Here is a 16,499-nt window from a genome sequence, read left to right as displayed (position 1 = left end):
GGGGAGCCGCGTCGACCGGCGGGCCCGGACCTCCCCCAGAATGGATGTATGCAGTCCAACTCCTTCGCCGGAAATCCGCTGAGCGACGGGGATCCGTCCGTGGACCACAACCCGCCCGACCTGTCACTCCTGGCCGACCACCTCCGAGCCCGCCTGAAGGACACCGGCACCCGCCAGATCTTCGGCATCGCGGGCTCCCCCGGCACCGGGAAGTCCACCTTCGCGCAGAGCCTCGCGGATGCCCTCGGCCGCGAACTCGCCGTGGTCGTTCCCCTGGACGGCTTCCATCTCGCCACCGGGATCATCGACGGCACTCCGCTGCGCGAACGACGCGGCGCGATCGACACTTTCGACATCGGAGGATACGTGGCACTCCTCCGGCGACTGCGGTCCCGAGACGAGACCGTCGTCTACGCACCGACCTACCGGCGCGGTCTCGAGGAACCCATCGCTGCCTCGATCGCCGTGCACCGCGACACTGACTTCGTGATCACGGAAGGCAACTACCTGCTCTCGACGGAACCCGGCTGGCGCGACATCCGATCGCTGGTGGACGAGATCTGGTTCGTCGACACCCCGCAGACTCTGCGGGTCGCCCGCCTCATCGAACGTCACATCGCCTTCGGCATGACCCGGGATGCCGCGACCGCGTGGGCGACCGGTCCGGATGAGGCGAACGCGCGCCTCATCGAGTCGACCATGCACCTCGCCGACCGGCAGATCCGCGATTCCTGGTGAGAGGGTGAATGGGCCGGCTATTACGCCGGGTTCTGTCCCGACGGGCCCGAAGACCCGTCATCGACGGCCATCTATCTACGATGTACGTTGCCGCACACCTCTAGCGGTCTACCCGGAAACTGGGCGAGCCACCCGTAGCGCTTCCTGTTCGACCTTGCTCCGGGCGAGGTTTACCTAGCCGACCCGATCACGCGGGCCGCTGGTGGTCTCTTACACCACCGTTTCACCCTTACCCCCTGGCCGAAACCAGGTGGCGGTCTGCTTTCTGTTGCACTTTCTCGCGGGTTGCCCCGGGTGGGAATTACCCACCGCCCTGCTCTGTGGAGCCCGGACGTTCCTCGGTGTCCCCCGTATCTCGAATGACACGAGGGATAACGCGACCGTCTTGCCGACCCATTCGAGGAGACAGCCTAGCCGAGTGCGCCTACAGGCCGGACTCCCCGGTGCGCACAAGGATCGCACTGCTCTCCGGGCAGATCAGCACGTCGTCCGGGGCAGCGGCACGGATGGCGGCCATGTCGAACTCGTTCAGCTTGAGGCCGCTGGCCTCCGAAACCCCACCCCGCAGGAGGGATGCGCCCTGCCCGTACCGGGCGCGCTGTCGCTCGTAGAGGGCGAGCAGGTCCTCGGGAAGCTTCGCAGCAATGGTCGAACGATTGGCCGCCGCGTGGGTGCGTTCACTCGTGAGGCCGCCCAGCGATTCGTCCTTTTCGGCGACGATGCCGGCGATTCTCTCCTGCAGCTCGTCGTGCCTTCCTCGGAGGCTGCGCACCGCCGATTCCAGCTCCTCCACGCGCTCCATCACGCCAAGCTCGATCTCTTCGAGTTCGAGCTGGCGGCGACGGAGCCCGGCGAGCTCGCTCTCGAGCCCCGCGACATCCTTCACCGACGACGAGGCCTGGAGGCGGTCCGTGTCGCGCGTGATGCGCGCTTCGACCAGGGCGACGTCGCTCTCGATGCGCCCGAGCTCCCGCTTGGCGTCCTCCAGGGCTCCGGTCGCGCTCAGCGTCTCCACCCGTAGCGCCGTCGACTCGCTCTCGAGTCCGGCGATCACGGCCAGCTGCGGGAGCATCTTCGCCTTGTGCTCCAGCTGCTGGATGCGGGTGTCCAGAGCCTGCAATTCGAGCAGGTGGGCCTGGTCGTTCGGGCTGGCCTTCAGTGCCATGGGTGCCTCATTCGGTTGGTCATTGGACGATCGTGAAATCCCAGGGGTCGGTGCGAAGGTCGCTGACCGTCACGGTGACGCCGGGAAGCGCGGCCCGCAGCTCTTCGGCGGCGATGTCGAGCCACAGCCACTCGCTCGCCCAGTGCGACACGTCGACCAGTGCGGGCCCGGCACCGACTTTCGCGTTCTCCCGCGATTCGGAGGCGGGATGATGGCGAAGGTCGGAGGTGATGTAGACGTCGGCACCGAGCACAGCGGGCTCCGACAGGAGGGAATCCCCCGCCCCGCCGCACAGCGCCACCGTTTCGACGACCCGGTCGTAGTCGCCCGCGACGCGGATGCCCGACGCCGTCGCCGGCAGAAGTTCGGCGAGCTGGCGGGCGAGGCGGCCGAGAGTGGTCGGCTCGGGAAGCTTGCCCACCCGCCCGATGCCTCGGGTCGGCGTCGCACCGACGGTGATCGGCACCGCGTCGACCAGGCCGAGATGCGAGGCGATGACCGCCGAGGTGCCGGTCTCGACGACATCGGCGTTCGTATGGGCGGCGATGAGGGAACAGCCCCCGCGGATGAGTCGCGCGAGCACGACACCCTTGTACCGGTCCTCGGCGATGGTGGTGACGCCGCGCAGAAGGAGGGGGTGATGCACGAGCAGAAGGTCGGCGCCGGCGGCGACCGCTTCCTCCGCGACATCCGGCACCGCATCGACGGCGAGGTGGATGACACGGACCGTGGCCGCCGGGTCACCGGAGATCAGGCCGGGTGCGTCCCAGGCCTCAGCGCCCGCGATGGGCCACAACCGTTCGACGGTGGCGCAGACATCGGCGACGGTGACCTCAGCGGAGGTGACAGCGGCGGAGTGGGGCATCCGCCCATTGTAGTTTCGCCCGGGGGCCGGCGTATTCGGTCGCCGGTGGCCTCTAGGCGCGAGTGGCCTGCCTTCGTTCCTGACCGCGGATCGTCGAGATCCCTGCGACGAGCGGCGTGAGCAGACCCAGCGCGAGTGCCACGAGCACTCCGAGATCCGTGCCACCGAGAGGGCTGGACAGGTCGACCCCGGCCGCGCGGAACAGGTATCCCTCCCAGCGAAGTCCCATCACCGTCGCCGAGGTGAGTCCGAGGCCGACCGCGGACGCCACTACCAGCATCGTGAGGTTGAGCCAGTTGACGTCGCGGTAAATCCCTCCACGCGTGACGAGCGACCTCGTATCGAAGCGGCGACGTCGCAGGATCATCTCGGCCGAGAAGATCCCCGCCCAGGCGGCGACGGGCACGGCGAGCGTGGTCGCGAGATCGCGGAAGACCGATGCCACGCTGCTCACGCTGAATCCGAGGACGATCGCCGCAGCGAATACCAGCACCCCGACGATGACGGTCGCCCCACTGCGAGAGACCCGCAGCCCGATTGCCCCGAGCGCGAAACCACCGGAGTAGATGCTCAGGACGACGCCGGAAAGGAGGCTGAGGGCGGTGGCCGCGATGAGGGGCACGGGATACCAACTGGGCAGCAGGCCGGCGATCGTGTCGATCGGGTTGCTGGCCAGCCCGTCAGCTGTCTGCGCATTCGAGGCGGCCAAGACGGCGCCGTAGCCGATCAGCAGGAACGCCGGAAGTGTTGTTCCGAAGGAAGCCCACAACATGGATGCCCCGCCCGACGAGCTCGGGCGTTGGTAGCGGGCGAGGTCGCCACTGCTGTTCGCCCAGACGAGCCCGACGAAGCTGAAGACGAGAACCACCCCGGTCACGACGAGCATGATCGGCCCGTCCGCCACGGTCAACGCCTTCGCGAAGTCCACCGACTGCCAGGTCACCGAGACGAATGCCACGATGAGTACCGCCGAGAGGATGCCGAGCACCAGCTGGATGCGCGCGAACAGGGCATAGCCGAAGTAGGCCACGACGAGGGCGAGCAGGAATCCCACCGCCATCACGATGATCATCAGCTGCAATTCGGTGAGTGGGCCCGTGAGCTTCGCTCCCCCGAGGATCCGCGCGGTAGCCGCCGAGATCGTCCACAGCAGCACGGCACCCCAGAAGAGCCGGGTCAGCAGGGCGATCGAGGCCGGAAGGATGTTGCCGAGGTGACCGAAGGTCGCGCGCGAGACGACCATGACGGGCTGGCCGCTCCACTTGCCCGACAGGGTTCCGAGCCCCAGCGGGAGGAAGGAGATCGCCACACCGAGGAACGTCGCGACGACGGCCTGGCGCAAGCTCATCCCCAGGGAGAAGATCGCGCCACCGAGGGCCAGGCTCAGTACCGAGGAATTCGCGGCGAACCACAGCCAGAAGAGTCGTGATGCCCGGCCGACCCTCTGGTCAAGCGGTGTCGGGGACGATCCACTCGATTCGGGCGCGAACGTCTGGGGCGGCACCGACGTCTCGACGACGTCGATGGCAGCCGAGCGCAGCCACGGGCTCGACGCGGTCCGCGCGGCCAGTGCGGCCTCATCGGCGGCCTCGAAATCCTCGCCGGGCGAAAGATCGCGTGCCGAGTAGGCCGTCGGTGGAGTTGGATCGGCGATCAGTGCGGCGAAGACATCCACCGGTTCCTCGGGCGCTGCCGGGCCTTCCACGACGGCAGGACCTGTTTCCTGCGGGCGATAACCGAGCGGGAACACGGTCGGCCCGGCAGAGTACGGCTGTGGCTCGACGAGATCGTAGAACGGCGGGGTCGACGGGGCAAAGGCAGGAGCCGCAGCGGCCGCCGGCGCGACCGTCGCTACCGGACTGGTATCGCCGAAATCCCCTGGGGAATCAGGGGCGTCCGACGCCGGGGAAAAATCCGGCGAGAGGGTGACCTCCGCAACCGGCGCCGTGTCATCGACGCTGGAAGGTGGGTCGGCGGCACCGGATGCTCGCTGCGCGTTCTCCTCGCGAGTTCGAGCCTGCTCAGCGTCTCGGATCGACCGACGCGTCGGGAGGGACGAACCGCTCACCACCGGGGGGTGCTCGGCCTCGAACACGACCGGCTCACCCGACGGGGCAGGCAATCCGGCCAGCGAGATCGGCGTGACCGGAGTCACCGTGACCGCGGGGGGCGGATCGGCTTCCGCGACGACAGGAGGACGCTCCGGCGGGACATCCGACGGCCGCTGTTCGACGTCGATCGGCGCTTCGGGAGCTTGCCTGCCTGTGGCCACCGCTCTCGCCATCGGCGGAGGAAGCGGAGTGCTCACGGCCGGAGAGGTGGGCGGCGGCATGATCTGGATGGCGCCCGTGAGTCCGAGTCGCACGGCCTCGTCCGCCATGGCTTCCGCGAGCATGTCATCGTCGTATCGCTCGGAGTCGTCAGCCGGTGGGCTCGCAGCACCCTGGGCGATCGGAGGAAGGAAGCTCGCCCGGCGTGCACCGGTGTCGGGATCCGAGCCGGGATCGACCTCCGATCGTGCTGAGGCGTCAGTATCCATGCCCAGTTTCCATGCCCAGAATGATACGGGTTCGGGGTCAGTTATCCGGATGACGGGCCGCAGTCATCGCGGTTACCCCCGCGAGGATGAGCGCGAGGCCGACCCACCCCACCGGTGCGAGTCGCTCCCCCACCACGAGGACCGCGAGCACCGTCGCGACCAGCGGCTCGATGAGGGTGATTGTGGTCGCAGAGCTGCTTCGAATCGTGCCGAGGGCGACACCGAACAGCAGATAGGCGATCATCATCGGCCCGAGTGCGAGATAGACCGAGACTCCGACCGACAGCGGACTCTGGAGGAGCGGAATGCCGGTCACCAGGAGCACCGGCAGCAGGGCGATCGCACCGAGTCCGAACATCCCGCCCATCACGCCACGGGAAGGCAGGCCGAGACCGATGGCCCGAGAGGAAGCGTAGGTATAGAGCGCGTAGGCGATGCCCGCGACGAGGCCGAGAACGACACCGGTGCCCACACTCGCGGCCGTGCGTTCGCTCCCGCCCGAGCCGCCGAGGGAGAGCAGGCCGATGCCGACGATCGCTGTCATCGTGCAGGCGGTCCAGACCCCACCGGGCCGGCGACGCTCCCAGGCCCATTCGAAGAACGCCGCGAAGACAGGACCGGATCCCAGCGCCACGACGTTTCCGATGGCCACCCCGGCGAGATCCATGGCCGCGTAGAACGCGAGGGGGTAGGCGACGACCCCTGACGCGCCCACCAGTAGCCAGCGCCGGGCCGCGGGATCACGCAGCGCCGCAAGCGCCGGTCGCATCGAGATGGCGAACAGCAGCGCGCCCCCGACACCCATGGTGGCGGACCCGACGGCGAGCGGGCTCACGTCCGCCGGCAGCAAGCTCGCGGCCGTTCCCGTGGTCCCCCAGAGGATCGACGCGATGATGAGCGCGAGGGCCGCTCGGTTCATCGGCACTCCCCTCTCGCGCACCCGGTGATCATCCCCACGAGACCCGACTCTAGGGGCTCTGTTCGGACACGGAATCTCGCACCGGAAAAACGACCAATGTCAACTCCTCGCCCAATCGATTCTCCTTCGGCGCCGACGTAGTAACCTTCACTTCACAACCGAGGACGGAGCTCCTCGATTCACCGGCACAACAGGAGACCACGCGTGGGAAAGTTGCTCTACGGCCAGACGATCGAAGTGATCTTCGACGATCGCGTTCTGGCTCACCTCCAGTTGGTCATCGGCCTCAAGCTCCGGCGTGACGAGAGCTTCTTCTTCTCATGGCGCGACGAGCAGAGCGTCGGCGACGGACGCAGCGTGATCTGGCTCGACCCGTCCATCCCCCTTGTCTTCCGCTACAACGGCGGTCGCATGCCCAAGATCAACCGGGAGTGGCTCGAGGCTCTCACGCTCTCGTCCAACAGCGCCCAGGGCCTGCAGCTCACCGAAGAGGTCGGCGCCCTCGGCAAGACCTCGGAAGAGTGAGCGGTATGGGTCGCGATGGCGATACTGCGGCCGATGCGGCGGACGCCCCACAAGACGGGGAAGTGTCGCAGACTCCCCCGAGTGACGACCTCACCTTCGACGAAGCGATCGCCGAACAGGAAGACGCCGAGCAGCCGGATCCCGGTCTCGTCCCGTAACGCCCGGAATAGCGGTGCCCGGCCGTGCGGTACTCAGGCCAGATAAGAGTGCAGGTCCTCGCTACGCAGGCGCTTGAGGCTGCGGGTCTCCAGCTGACGAACACGCTCACGGGTGATCCCGTAGAGCTCGCCCACCTCGTCGAGGGTCAGCGCCTGGCGGCCCTCGAGTCCGAAGCGAAGGCGGATCACCGTGGCATCCCGTGGCGGCAAGGCGTCGAGCTTGCGGCGGATGTCGTCGTGCCGGAGGTCGATCTCGACGGACTCATGGGGCTGCGGGGTGTCGGTGTCCTCGATCAGGTCGCCGAGCTCCGTGTTGCCGTCATCGCCGATCGGGATGCCGAACGAGATGGTGTCATGGTCGGATTTGGCCAGCTTGATGACCTCGGCCACTGTCACCTGCGCAGAGTCCGCAACCTCTTCGATCGTGGGGGTGCGACCGAGTTCGTTGGTGAGGTCTCGCCGCACCCGATCGAGCTTGTCCATCTTCTCGACGGTGTGCACCGGGATGCGGATGATCCGGCTCGAGTCCGCGATGCCACGGAGGATCGACTGGCGGATCCACCAGGTGGCGTAGGTGGAGAACTTGTTGCCGATCGAGTAGTCGAATTTCTCGACCGCGCGAACGAGTCCGAGGTTGCCTTCCTGGATGACATCCATGATCGGCAGTCCACGTCCGGCATAGCGCTTGGCGATGCTCACGACGAGCCTCAGATTCGCGCAGACGAACTGCTGGTAGGCGGCATCGCCGTCCCGCGAGAGCCAGAGCAATTCGCGCTTGTTCTTGCCGTCGAGCTCGGGGTGCATGGCAAGCCTCTCGCCGGCGAGCACCCCGACTTCGATGCGGCGGGCGAGGCTGACCTCCTCCTCCGCGGTGAGGAGCTGGGCACGCCCGATCCGCTGCAGGTAGTCGCGAAGGGGATCGACGGAGACCTGTGCTGCGCCGCGGGGCCACTCGATGGCAGACTCGTCGTTTTCGTAGGCGTTGATCGTCATTACTGACCCCTTTTTTGGTTACATTCAGCGTATGGGACGCCAGAATTTCGGGCCCAGGGCTTGACATCGATATGGCTTAGGCGCTAAACGATCCGGCCCGCTGCGACACCCTCCGGGGCAGCCCGCAGGCCGCTCTGGTAACGTCTACGCAGTTTCGCCGGGCGGTCCATTCGGGTCCCGCCGGTGAAACCTCCGACTATGAACTCTCCTCGACAGGCATCCTCTCGACGCGCCGCACTCCGTCCGCGCCGGGCGCCGCGACCGCCGCGGCGGGGACCACTCGCGGTCGGCGCATCCCTCGGAGCACTGTCACTGCTCGCCGTCTTCGCGATCGCACCGCCCGCGACCCCCGATGCGGCCGGCCAACTCGCGGTCTACATCGCCGCACATCCGCAGACCCTCAGGGTCTCTGAACGCGTGTCGCTCGGCAGCGGATCCCGAGACGGCTACTCGGCGACCGCCGGTGTCCAGTCGCTGGCAGCTGCGGGCACGAACTACGACTGGGCCAAGCTGGTACTGCTCTCGGGCGGCTGGCCGCAGTCGGAAGAGAACGTGACGGTGATGGTGCGCTGGATGCGGCAGGAGAACGGTGCCGACAACTGGTGGAACCGCAACAACCCCATGAACAACGGCTACGGTTCGGGCGGCGGCGGCGGCACCGGGAGCTACGCGAACCTCGTGATCGCTGCGCAGAAGGCCGCGCAGAACCTGCAGCGCAACCCCTCGTTCTCGACCATCGTCGCTGCGTTCGCGGTCTCCGCGCCCACGTCCATCACCGAGCAGGCCATCTGGGCATCGCCGTGGGCCTCGAGCCACTACGGCAACGGGTCACGCTGGCACACCTCACCGGTCGCGGTCGTCACTGCTCCCGCCAGCGCCTGGTGAATCTCTGACAAAAAGGAAGGCCCCGGTCTCACGACCGGGGCCCTCCTTGTGGGATTGGTGAGGATCAGGCCTCGCTCATCGCCGTCTTCTCCGCCTGGCCCTTGGCCGCGTAGAACGCCGCACGCGCCGCGATGCGTCGAGCCTGCTCGGCCTGACCGGCGTCCAGCACGTCCTGCGGCACCTCGACGTTCGGCACGCGGCTGACGCCGTTGTACTTCGCGATGTAGGCGTCGAGCTCGGGACCGGACTCCCAGGAGGTGATCAGGCAGTAGCGCGGCTCACTGCCGACGTGGGTGGCGGCGTGCCAGAGGCGCTGCGTGTCGATGATCAGCTGCGCGCCGGCCGGCAGCGCGATCCGGTACTCGACGCTCGGGTCGGTGCGGTTCTCGCGCAGCACGAAGTAGCTGTCCTTGTCATCGGTGAGGTTGAAGAATCCGCGCACGACCCAGCCCGTGCCATCCGGGTTCAGGCGGTTGTTGTCGTCTTGGTGAAGGTTGTACAGGGTGTCCGCATAGACATTCGGCTGCAGCTCGATGACACGGCAGCGGCCGACGTTCGCACCCGGCTCCTTGGCGCGACGCACCAGGTTCGGCGCCTTCTCGACCTGGGACGGGATCCAGACGCCGTCCTTGTCGGTGCGCGGCGGCTTATGGTTCCAGAAACCGTTGACCTCGATCTCACCCTTGGCGCTGGCGAGGGGGGCGAACTGCGTCTCGCCCGACGACTTCCAGTCGACGAACTCGATGTCGAGCCATTCCTTCGGATCGAGTTCCTGGTTGTACTGGTCGAGCACTACGTAGCCGGTCTCTTCGAGAGCGGCGGACTTGATATAACCCATGATGCGAATCATGACCTTTCGTAAGGGGCCAGCACGTTTTAACTGGCCCAACTTAGGTAAGCCTAACATCGGGCGCCACGGAGGCCACGATCCACGCCGGGGTCCGAATAGGCTGGAGTCAATCATGGGAACTGCCACGAATATCGACGCGACCGCTGTCAACACGATTCGGTGGCTGTCCGCCGCGGATACGACGATCGTGGTGCCTGTCTATCAGCGCCAGTACCGGTGGGATATCGGCGCCTGCGAGCAGTTGCTCGGCGACATCCGCGCAGTCGCCGATTCGGACGAGCGCCACATGCACTTCATCGGGTCGATCCTGTCGTCGGTGAGCACCGAACCGTCCTCCGATTCCGCGCGGGCCGCATCCGAGCTCGTGCTCATTGATGGCCAGCAGCGCATCACCACGCTCATGCTGCTGGTCGCCGCTCTGCACCACGCCGTGTTGCATGACCCCGTTCTCGCCGCCGACCCGCACCTCGCCGAGGATCTCGAAAAGGTGCTGGTGCGTCACTCCGACCCCGCCCGCACCAAACTCAGGCCCCACCGCGCCTGGGCCGAGACCTTCGAGAGTGTCGTGCTCGACCGTCGGGTGACGGATGCCGAGGCTCGGGATTCGCGCTTCGACGACAACTACGCCTTCTTCCGCAGCCAGGTGCCGTCGTCGGAGGTCGTGCGCATCTGGACGGGGCTGCAGCGACTGGAGCACGTCGCCATCACGCTCGGTACGGATGCGAACGCCCAGCAGATCTTCGAGAGCCTCAACTCGACCGGCGAGCCCCTGCGGGACCACGAGCTGATCCACAACTACGTGCTCATGGGACTCTCGCACGCCGAGCAGAGCGAGATCGAGGACTCCTATTGGGTGCCGATCGAACAGAACACCGGGGAGACCATCGCCGGATTCTGGCGGCACTACCTGGTGATGACGACGGGCCGCGAGGTGGAGACCACCGGTGGGCGCGGCGTCTACGACGCCTTCCGCCTGCGTTTCCCCCGCCTCGATCTCGAGACCCTTCGCGAACAGGCCGCGGAATGGCGGGAGTATTCGGAGATCTACCGGGTGCTTCTCGAACCGGACCGCGCGCCTGACCCGGAGGTCGCGCGCCAACTCGCGCTCACCAACACCTTCGGTCGCGGGATGTATCCGCTCGTGATGCGCGCCTACCGGGACCAGGCGAACAGCCCCGGACAGGAAGCCGCCCTCGTCGAGACCCTCGAGCAGGTGCAGTCGCTGCTCCTGCGCCGCACCATCGTGGGGCTTGACAACGAGCGCCTGGTCGGACGCCTCTGCCGGGCGCGAGACGCGGGGGCGGACGCCCTTTCTCGCGCGATCGCGCGGATCATGCCCTCGGACGCGCGCGTGCGCGTCGCGCTCAAATACGGCGATCTTCCCCATGCCGCTTACGTTCTCGCACGGCTCGCGGGCGTCGACGGATCGCCCGAATACGATGTCGAGCACATCTTCCCTCTGGCGCCGGCCGATTCGTGGAGCGGCGACGGAGCACGCGCGTGGGCCGACTACACCGACGACGAGCAAAACAGTCACCGCGCCCTCGCCCGGACGCTCGGCAACCTCGCCCTGCTCGAGAGCCCGCTCGCTGAGCGCGCGCTCGACGCATCCTTCCCTGACAAGCGCGCGCTGTATGCGCGCAGCGGGATGCAGCTGACCCGGGAGCTTTCCGACGCCGAGGCCTGGGGCACCGCGGCCATCAGCGAACGAACGGCACGGCTCACGGTCGACTTCCTCGCGATCTGGGCGCGCACGGAGACGACCGGGATCGACGACGACGGCCTCACACCGATTCTCGACGCGCAGCGGCGGCGGGGCTGGCCGCGCGGCTGGCAACGGGAGTTCGAGTATGTGGAATACCGCGGGGAACACTGGGAGGTCTACGACGTCAAGTCCCTGTTCAACCGCGTCTTCAAGCGCCTCTGGGCGGATGCCCACTCTGACGTGGTCGCGTTCAGCGCGCGTCGAAGCGGCCCGATCTTCGACGCCCAATCGTGGGACGGCCAGTGGGACGCCCTCGACGAATCGAACTTCCTCTACATGGGCTGGGACTCGAAGTACATGCTTACCGCCGTGCAGGGAGTTCTCGATGAATCCGGGCTCGCCGCCGAGGTATTCGTCAAGTACTCCTATATCGGGGATGCGATGTAGGGACTTCTTCGACGTCGCGGCACGGAACCGCCGGCCGGGGCCACATGGTCGAGGCGTTCGCCCAGGCCGACGATCGCCTGTGAACTCGAAATGCTCGAAGTCGACGACGGTACACGCACGTTCTACGAGTCACGCGGATTCGTCTGGTCATCCACCATGACCGGCAAGCTCACGGGCTACGAGGATTTCGCGGCGACGGGGCACACGCTGGTGTGGCACCACTAGGTGGTGACGGTACTCGCACTTACGCTCGCAGCCAGAAAGGCATCGCTGGACTGGTCGTTCTTATATTGACTCCAGACTTTCGCGAAACCGAAATATCCTCCGTCTCTGACAGAGTGATCCCATAACCACACCCGAACAACCTGCCACCCCGCCGCACGAGCCCAACCCCGCTATTCAGCCGCCGCCCTATGTGACTCTTGCCCCAAGCATCAGCACGACGCCACTGCCGCAAGGGCCGGGCCCGAGCAAGCCGATGGCACTCGGGTTTGCTGCGCTGCTGGTCGGCATCGGAGAACTTCTTTTCGGGCTGGTCCCTGTGTTCGGTGCCCTCGTCGGGATCATCGCGGTCGTCTTCGGAATCCTGGCTCTGCGAAAGCAGCAGTCGAAGGGAATGGCAGTTACCGGTACGTCCTCGGAAGTGTCGCGCATGAGCAAGGCCGGAATCTATGATCACGTGACTGCCGAATACAGGGACCAGTTTGCGCTGGAGGCAGCCCAATACGCCGTACACACCCTCCAAGCGGACTCTGGGGCCAACGCACTCGAGAAGGCGAAGACTTACCGGCAGTCCATGTCGATGTTCTTGGCAGCGATTCGGGAGCAGTTCGTGAGCCCGTACGGGGAAAAATTCACTGCGGCGGAAGCTGACTACGCGATCGCGAACCTGAACGGCTAACTCATCCTCCGAGCACGAAAGCCTCGCCTACACGCAGGGCTTTCGTGGTCTCGGCCGACTCCGTACCGCATTCTGTCCCGGAATCCGGTCCGGTCGCGGCCGAATCGACGTTTCACGAGCCGCACCAATTGTAATTGGCTCCTACGGGGTGACGATCTACGTCGACACACGTTTACCGGATAGCCCACCATATGATGAGCTCAGGACTCCGAGGGGACCATGGGGAGCTCGTGTCCGTAGTTCCAAGACAGGATGGCCGGCTGCTCGCGGTAGAAACTGAGCACGGACACTGATCCCGCATCCAGAGTGATCTGGGCCGCGAAACGTGGGGCTATCCGCAGAAACACGGCGGTCAGGATGCGCAGAAAATGGCCGTGCGCGATCAGTGCGACATCTCCCTCCGCCATCGCCGGCAGCACTCGGGTAAGCACGCGCGAGGCGCGCGCCGCGACCTCTTCCACTGTCTCGCCGGGCGTCCGCCCACGAATCACGCCGTGGGTGAAAGCGCTCCAGTTGTAGCCGAGCTCGCTACGGATGTCGCGCGAGGTACGCCCTTCGTATCCGCCGTAGTCCCATTCCACCAGGAGCGGATCGATCTCGGCATGCAGGCCCGCCAGTTCTGCAGTGCGCCGCGCGCGCTGCAAAGGCGAACTCAGAACCAGTGAGAAATCGTAGCCAGCGACCAACCGACCTGCGCCGCGGGCAAGCTCCTCACCTCGAGCAGTGAGCGGAACATCCGTGAGTCCTGTGTGGCGTCCTTCTTTGGACCACTCTGTCTCCCCATGGCGCAACAAAACCAACTTCCCCGAAGGGTTGTCGGGGGCGGGGCGTTCGGGCAGCGGATCATTTATGAGCACCCTCTAACCGTAATCGCGATAGGCCGCACATGTCCGAGCGATTGAAACAGTGTGCAGAACAGCGGTCAGTTGAGACCGTCCGCAAACAGGACGGTCACCGAGACAGCTACTGGCACCGGGCGAGTACAAAACCCTGGGCGTGTCGCTCTGACGTTCGCGGGGCACGATCCAGCTTCGCGATGAGGTTGAATCCGCCGTCGATGAGAGTCGCGATGACGTCGTCGGTTTGGTGCAGGAATGCCCGCAGCTCGACGTCGTGTCCGTACGGCCTGTTCAGCTGGCGTTCTCCGGTACCGGCCTGGTAGCCCAGCAGGACTAGCCCCTCAGGTCGGAGGATTCGGGCGAATTCCGCAACGATCTCGGCGAGCTGATCGGGCTCGGTGTGGATGATCGAGTACCAGGCAAGAATGCCGTCGAACTCACGTTCCGGAAATTGAGTGTCCGAAAAATCTGCCTGACGGAACTCGGCGTCCGGGTGCGCAGACTGGGCGAGCGCGATCATCTCCACCGACAGGTCAATCCCGACTACATCGAGGGACGGGGATTGAGACTGGAGGTATGTCACCATCCGGCCGGCCCCGCATCCCGCGTCTAAGATCCTCGAACCGGGACGCTTGGCAACCTTGTTCACGAATTCATTGACCATCGCCAGGTCAAGCGGCGCCTCGAAGCCTGTGTCGGGAATGATCGTCGCGTAGTCGGAAGCGACCGCATCGTAGGCCGCTCGAGTATGCTCGCGAAGTTCTTCGTCCACTGACACGACGATATCGGACACGCCCGCGCGGCGGCCCTCGAACGAGACAGATCGACGCAACCATCGTCGGGCTCGAGGCGGTTCACCGAGGAACGGTTAGTGGGCCGCCGGGATGACACTTGTGCCGGCTATCCGGTCGTACGGTGTTCGTCCCGTGCCCAAAAATAGCGACGCGACGTACGCGAGCGGCAGTGCGTAGGCGAACGCCGTGAGTACCCACACCGATAGGGGTGTCGGGCCCGTCGTAGTCGATTCGACGATATCGAACACGGCCAGGTGCCCGATCGTCCACGGGAGAGCTATCTTGATCGTGTTGCGGACGAGGGCCCGTCTATACGAGACACGCTGCCCTGTGCGCAGGTCAACGACGACGAGGTGACGAACGCGTTTTCCGATTGATGCCGCCCGCGCAGACGATTCCAGCCCGGCGAGAATGAGGGTCACGGGGACGACAAGAACGACGACGGCGATGATGTTCTCAGCGGCGAACGTGAATCCTCGGGTAGTCCCGGCGAGGTAGAGCGGAATCCCGATTGCGGCGATGAGGGCGACCCAGCCGAGGATGCACAGCCAGTCGATCAGCCAGGCAAGTAAGCGGTTCCATGGGTACCGATGCATACTCGAGACCCTATCGGCGGATGTAGCTCCGGCGTCCCGCAACGCGGACCCCACCTGCGACAGACCCACTCAACGATCGCCGAGATCGAGGCAGTGCTGCGGGGGTCTTTGAGCGCCACGTGGTGCGATGCACGTCGCGAACGTGTCGGAAGCGCGACTGTGAGTGTGACGCCCCAGAGCTTATCGACGTGAATGTCGGCTCCGGCCGCCTGACTGCAGGTTCGCCGAGTGATTCTTCAGCCAGCGACCTTTCTAGTACCAGAGCCTGGCCAACGGGTAAAAAGCTGCCAGCATGAGCGTGGCAACGACGATGGGCGAAAGTATCGTGAACGAAACCACGAACGCAGCGGTCGAGACGAGCCGTGGGGCTCGGCCGAGATGAGCCAGTCCAGGAAGGATTATGCTCCACGCACCTGCATTCGCGGCGAGCACGGCCAGGAAGATAGTCAGAGAGGGCAGGAACCAGAGAGCGGTGCTGACGAGCACACGCCCGGGGACAAAAAACTGGTGGTAGTCGAACTGGCTAATCGCGATGTAAAGAAGAATGGTGGCGGCGAAGCACGCTCCTGCCGTTAGGAAGATCACCCAGGCGGCTCGTCTGTACTTGTGGGCGGTGGGAGGCTGCGGATCGACAGCGATGAGCGGCGCATCGGCTCCGGTTGCTGAAATCACAAAAATCAATCTAGGGCAAGCTTCTGACCTTCCCTCATCCATTGGACCGCACAAATCAGTCGTCTCAATCAGTGGCGCCGCCTGGCAAGCGACTGTTGAGGGGTGATGTCGAAGACATCCCGCCCGGGATCACGAGGAACCGACTGCGCAGCAGACGCGCGCTGATCGCCCGGCGACTTCTGGTCAGGAGTAATGCCCACAGAAGTGCAAAGGATCCGAACGACAAAAGCGGTACGACGTTGTCCATCGCGAAGAACGTCTAAGACGGGGACACGTCGGCGGGTGAGTAGCCTGCGATCAGCTCCTGTGCCGCGGCGGGAGACAGAATGCTTCTTACATTCCGCATGTCCAGAACTTCCACCGCAGCGTAATCCTTGAAATGCTGCCCCATTTTCGCTAGCGGGTGAAGCGATCTTCCCACGCGTTCGATCGATCCACGTACAGGTTTCACAGTCGCTCCTTCGATTCAATTGCTCGCCGTCCGGGGCGCGCTAACAGTGCGGCTATCAGCGACGCCGCGGGGATGAGGTGAAGTGGGATGAGCGCGAGCGCCGCGGCCGCGGTCGCCTCCCCGAGCCGCTCCGGCGCCGCGCTCGGATCGATGGCCAGAGCAATTGGCAACCCGAGGCTGAGCAGTGCAACAGCTGACGCGATCCATGCGAACCAGAGGTTGGGGCGACTGCTGAGGCGCTTCACAATCAGATAGACCACGGTTCCTGCGATCATCCCGAGGGCGGTGAGAAACACCACTGGTCCGGGGGTGAGGGCAAGAAAGCTGGAAGGCGCGGAGACGAGTGTGCTCAGGGCGATGGCGACGATCGCGTTGAGCGTCAAGGCAATGACAATGGCGATGGCACTGCGCACTAAGACGGTGCGGGTGGATGGGGATTGCTCAATCATGACTAGGA

General features: G+C 65.5%; 17 protein-coding genes and 1 other RNA gene. 6 read left to right on the top strand and 12 right to left on the bottom strand.

The annotated features are described in order from the left end of the window. Positions 1–48 precede the first annotated feature (48 nt). Positions 49–738: a nucleoside/nucleotide kinase family protein gene (locus ACVXZ4_RS07920; RefSeq protein WP_461797682.1), complete on the top strand. Its 690-nt coding sequence runs from the start codon at positions 49–51 to the stop codon at positions 736–738. Between the two features lie 5 nt (positions 739–743). On the opposite strand, the gene rnpB is transcribed toward ACVXZ4_RS07920, so the two are convergent. The 5 genes from rnpB to ACVXZ4_RS07895 form a co-directional block, all read right to left on the bottom strand. Continuing rightward, positions 744–1,134: RNase P RNA component class A (gene rnpB / locus ACVXZ4_RS07915), an RNA gene on the bottom strand. Positions 1,135–1,162: 28 nt separating this feature from the next. Beyond that, on the bottom strand, positions 1,163–1,903 hold the full coding sequence (locus ACVXZ4_RS07910; protein WP_461797681.1) for a zinc ribbon domain-containing protein: 741 nt from the start codon (positions 1,901–1,903) through the stop codon (positions 1,163–1,165). Positions 1,904–1,922: 19 nt separating this feature from the next. Next, complete coding sequence (locus ACVXZ4_RS07905) at positions 1,923–2,768, bottom strand: Nif3-like dinuclear metal center hexameric protein (RefSeq protein ID WP_461797680.1); 846 nt, start codon at positions 2,766–2,768, stop codon at positions 1,923–1,925. A gap of 52 nt (positions 2,769–2,820) precedes the next feature. Continuing rightward, on the bottom strand, positions 2,821–5,307 hold the full coding sequence (locus ACVXZ4_RS07900) for a purine-cytosine permease family protein (RefSeq protein ID WP_461797679.1): 2,487 nt from the start codon (positions 5,305–5,307) through the stop codon (positions 2,821–2,823). Positions 5,308–5,344: 37 nt separating this feature from the next. Beyond that, entirely contained in the window at positions 5,345–6,226 is an 882-nt protein-coding gene (locus ACVXZ4_RS07895; protein WP_461797678.1) for a DMT family transporter, read from the bottom strand. Positions 6,227–6,430: 204 nt separating this feature from the next. Between ACVXZ4_RS07895 and ACVXZ4_RS07890 the strand changes: the two genes are divergently transcribed. After that, on the top strand, positions 6,431–6,751 hold the full coding sequence (locus ACVXZ4_RS07890) for a DUF7882 family protein (protein WP_461797677.1): 321 nt from the start codon (positions 6,431–6,433) through the stop codon (positions 6,749–6,751). Between the two features lie 191 nt (positions 6,752–6,942). On the opposite strand, the gene ACVXZ4_RS07885 is transcribed toward ACVXZ4_RS07890, so the two are convergent. Next, entirely contained in the window at positions 6,943–7,902 is a 960-nt protein-coding gene (locus ACVXZ4_RS07885) for a sigma-70 family RNA polymerase sigma factor (protein WP_461797676.1), read from the bottom strand. 198 nt (positions 7,903–8,100) lie between these two features. On the opposite strand from ACVXZ4_RS07885, the gene ACVXZ4_RS07880 reads away from it, so the two are divergent. Then, positions 8,101–8,787: a hypothetical protein gene (locus tag ACVXZ4_RS07880; protein WP_461797675.1), complete on the top strand. Its 687-nt coding sequence runs from the start codon at positions 8,101–8,103 to the stop codon at positions 8,785–8,787. 64 nt (positions 8,788–8,851) lie between these two features. Here ACVXZ4_RS07880 and ACVXZ4_RS07875 read toward each other — a convergent pair whose 3' ends face one another. Continuing rightward, positions 8,852–9,625: a hypothetical protein gene (locus ACVXZ4_RS07875; protein WP_461797938.1), complete on the bottom strand. Its 774-nt coding sequence runs from the start codon at positions 9,623–9,625 to the stop codon at positions 8,852–8,854. Positions 9,626–9,749: 124 nt separating this feature from the next. On the opposite strand from ACVXZ4_RS07875, the gene ACVXZ4_RS07870 reads away from it, so the two are divergent. From ACVXZ4_RS07870 to ACVXZ4_RS07860, 3 genes are all read left to right on the top strand, one after another. Further along, positions 9,750–11,789 (top strand): DUF262 domain-containing protein, encoded by a 2,040-nt coding sequence (locus ACVXZ4_RS07870; RefSeq protein WP_461797674.1) that lies wholly within the window; start codon positions 9,750–9,752, stop codon positions 11,787–11,789. A 90-nt stretch (positions 11,790–11,879) separates the two neighbouring features. Continuing rightward, complete coding sequence (locus ACVXZ4_RS07865; RefSeq protein ID WP_461797673.1) at positions 11,880–12,014, top strand: hypothetical protein; 135 nt, start codon at positions 11,880–11,882, stop codon at positions 12,012–12,014. Positions 12,015–12,267: 253 nt separating this feature from the next. Then, entirely contained in the window at positions 12,268–12,690 is a 423-nt protein-coding gene (locus ACVXZ4_RS07860; protein ID WP_461797672.1) for an Ltp family lipoprotein, read from the top strand. Between the two features lie 200 nt (positions 12,691–12,890). Here the strand turns inward: ACVXZ4_RS07860 and ACVXZ4_RS07855 are convergent, their stop codons facing one another. The 5 genes from ACVXZ4_RS07855 to ACVXZ4_RS07835 all read right to left on the bottom strand — a co-directional run bounded on the left by ACVXZ4_RS07855 (position 12,891) and on the right by ACVXZ4_RS07835 (position 16,491). After that, positions 12,891–13,547, bottom strand: coding sequence for a histidine phosphatase family protein (locus ACVXZ4_RS07855; protein WP_461797671.1), 657 nt, complete (start codon positions 13,545–13,547; stop codon positions 12,891–12,893). Between the two features lie 106 nt (positions 13,548–13,653). Next, a complete protein-coding gene (locus ACVXZ4_RS07850) occupies positions 13,654–14,301 on the bottom strand; it encodes a class I SAM-dependent methyltransferase (protein ID WP_461797670.1) in 648 nt (215 codons plus the stop codon). Positions 14,302–14,397: 96 nt separating this feature from the next. Beyond that, positions 14,398–14,919 (bottom strand): RDD family protein, encoded by a 522-nt coding sequence (locus tag ACVXZ4_RS07845; protein WP_461797669.1) that lies wholly within the window; start codon positions 14,917–14,919, stop codon positions 14,398–14,400. A gap of 252 nt (positions 14,920–15,171) precedes the next feature. Further along, positions 15,172–15,591: a hypothetical protein gene (locus ACVXZ4_RS07840; protein ID WP_461797668.1), complete on the bottom strand. Its 420-nt coding sequence runs from the start codon at positions 15,589–15,591 to the stop codon at positions 15,172–15,174. Between the two features lie 447 nt (positions 15,592–16,038). Continuing rightward, positions 16,039–16,491, bottom strand: coding sequence for a DUF6069 family protein (locus ACVXZ4_RS07835; protein ID WP_461797667.1), 453 nt, complete (start codon positions 16,489–16,491; stop codon positions 16,039–16,041). Positions 16,492–16,499: the final 8 nt, after the last annotated feature.

This window comes from Lacisediminihabitans sp. FW035 (assembly GCF_054880895.1).
This window is presented reverse-complemented; position numbering and strand designations above follow the sequence as displayed.

What these genes read in the sequence shown, in the direction of transcription:
- ACVXZ4_RS07920 (WP_461797682.1), top strand. Translation starts at nt 49, where the DNA reads ATGCAGTCCAACTCCTTCGCCGGAAATCCGCTGAGCGACGGGGATCCG.
- ACVXZ4_RS07910 (WP_461797681.1), bottom strand. Translation starts at nt 1,903, where the DNA reads ATGGCACTGAAGGCCAGCCCGAACGACCAGGCCCACCTGCTCGAATTG.
- ACVXZ4_RS07905 (WP_461797680.1), bottom strand. Translation starts at nt 2,768, where the DNA reads ATGCCCCACTCCGCCGCTGTCACCTCCGCTGAGGTCACCGTCGCCGAT.
- ACVXZ4_RS07900 (WP_461797679.1), bottom strand. Translation starts at nt 5,307, where the DNA reads ATGGATACTGACGCCTCAGCACGATCGGAGGTCGATCCCGGCTCGGAT.
- ACVXZ4_RS07895 (WP_461797678.1), bottom strand. Translation starts at nt 6,226, where the DNA reads ATGAACCGAGCGGCCCTCGCGCTCATCATCGCGTCGATCCTCTGGGGG.
- ACVXZ4_RS07885 (WP_461797676.1), bottom strand. Translation starts at nt 7,902, where the DNA reads ATGACGATCAACGCCTACGAAAACGACGAGTCTGCCATCGAGTGGCCC.
- ACVXZ4_RS07880 (WP_461797675.1), top strand. Translation starts at nt 8,101, where the DNA reads ATGAACTCTCCTCGACAGGCATCCTCTCGACGCGCCGCACTCCGTCCG.
- ACVXZ4_RS07875 (WP_461797938.1), bottom strand. Translation starts at nt 9,625, where the DNA reads ATGGGTTATATCAAGTCCGCCGCTCTCGAAGAGACCGGCTACGTAGTG.
- ACVXZ4_RS07870 (WP_461797674.1), top strand. Translation starts at nt 9,750, where the DNA reads ATGGGAACTGCCACGAATATCGACGCGACCGCTGTCAACACGATTCGG.
- ACVXZ4_RS07865 (WP_461797673.1), top strand. Translation starts at nt 11,880, where the DNA reads ATGCTCGAAGTCGACGACGGTACACGCACGTTCTACGAGTCACGCGGA.
- ACVXZ4_RS07860 (WP_461797672.1), top strand. Translation starts at nt 12,268, where the DNA reads ATGGCACTCGGGTTTGCTGCGCTGCTGGTCGGCATCGGAGAACTTCTT.
- ACVXZ4_RS07845 (WP_461797669.1), bottom strand. Translation starts at nt 14,919, where the DNA reads ATGCATCGGTACCCATGGAACCGCTTACTTGCCTGGCTGATCGACTGG.
- ACVXZ4_RS07835 (WP_461797667.1), bottom strand. Translation starts at nt 16,491, where the DNA reads ATGATTGAGCAATCCCCATCCACCCGCACCGTCTTAGTGCGCAGTGCC.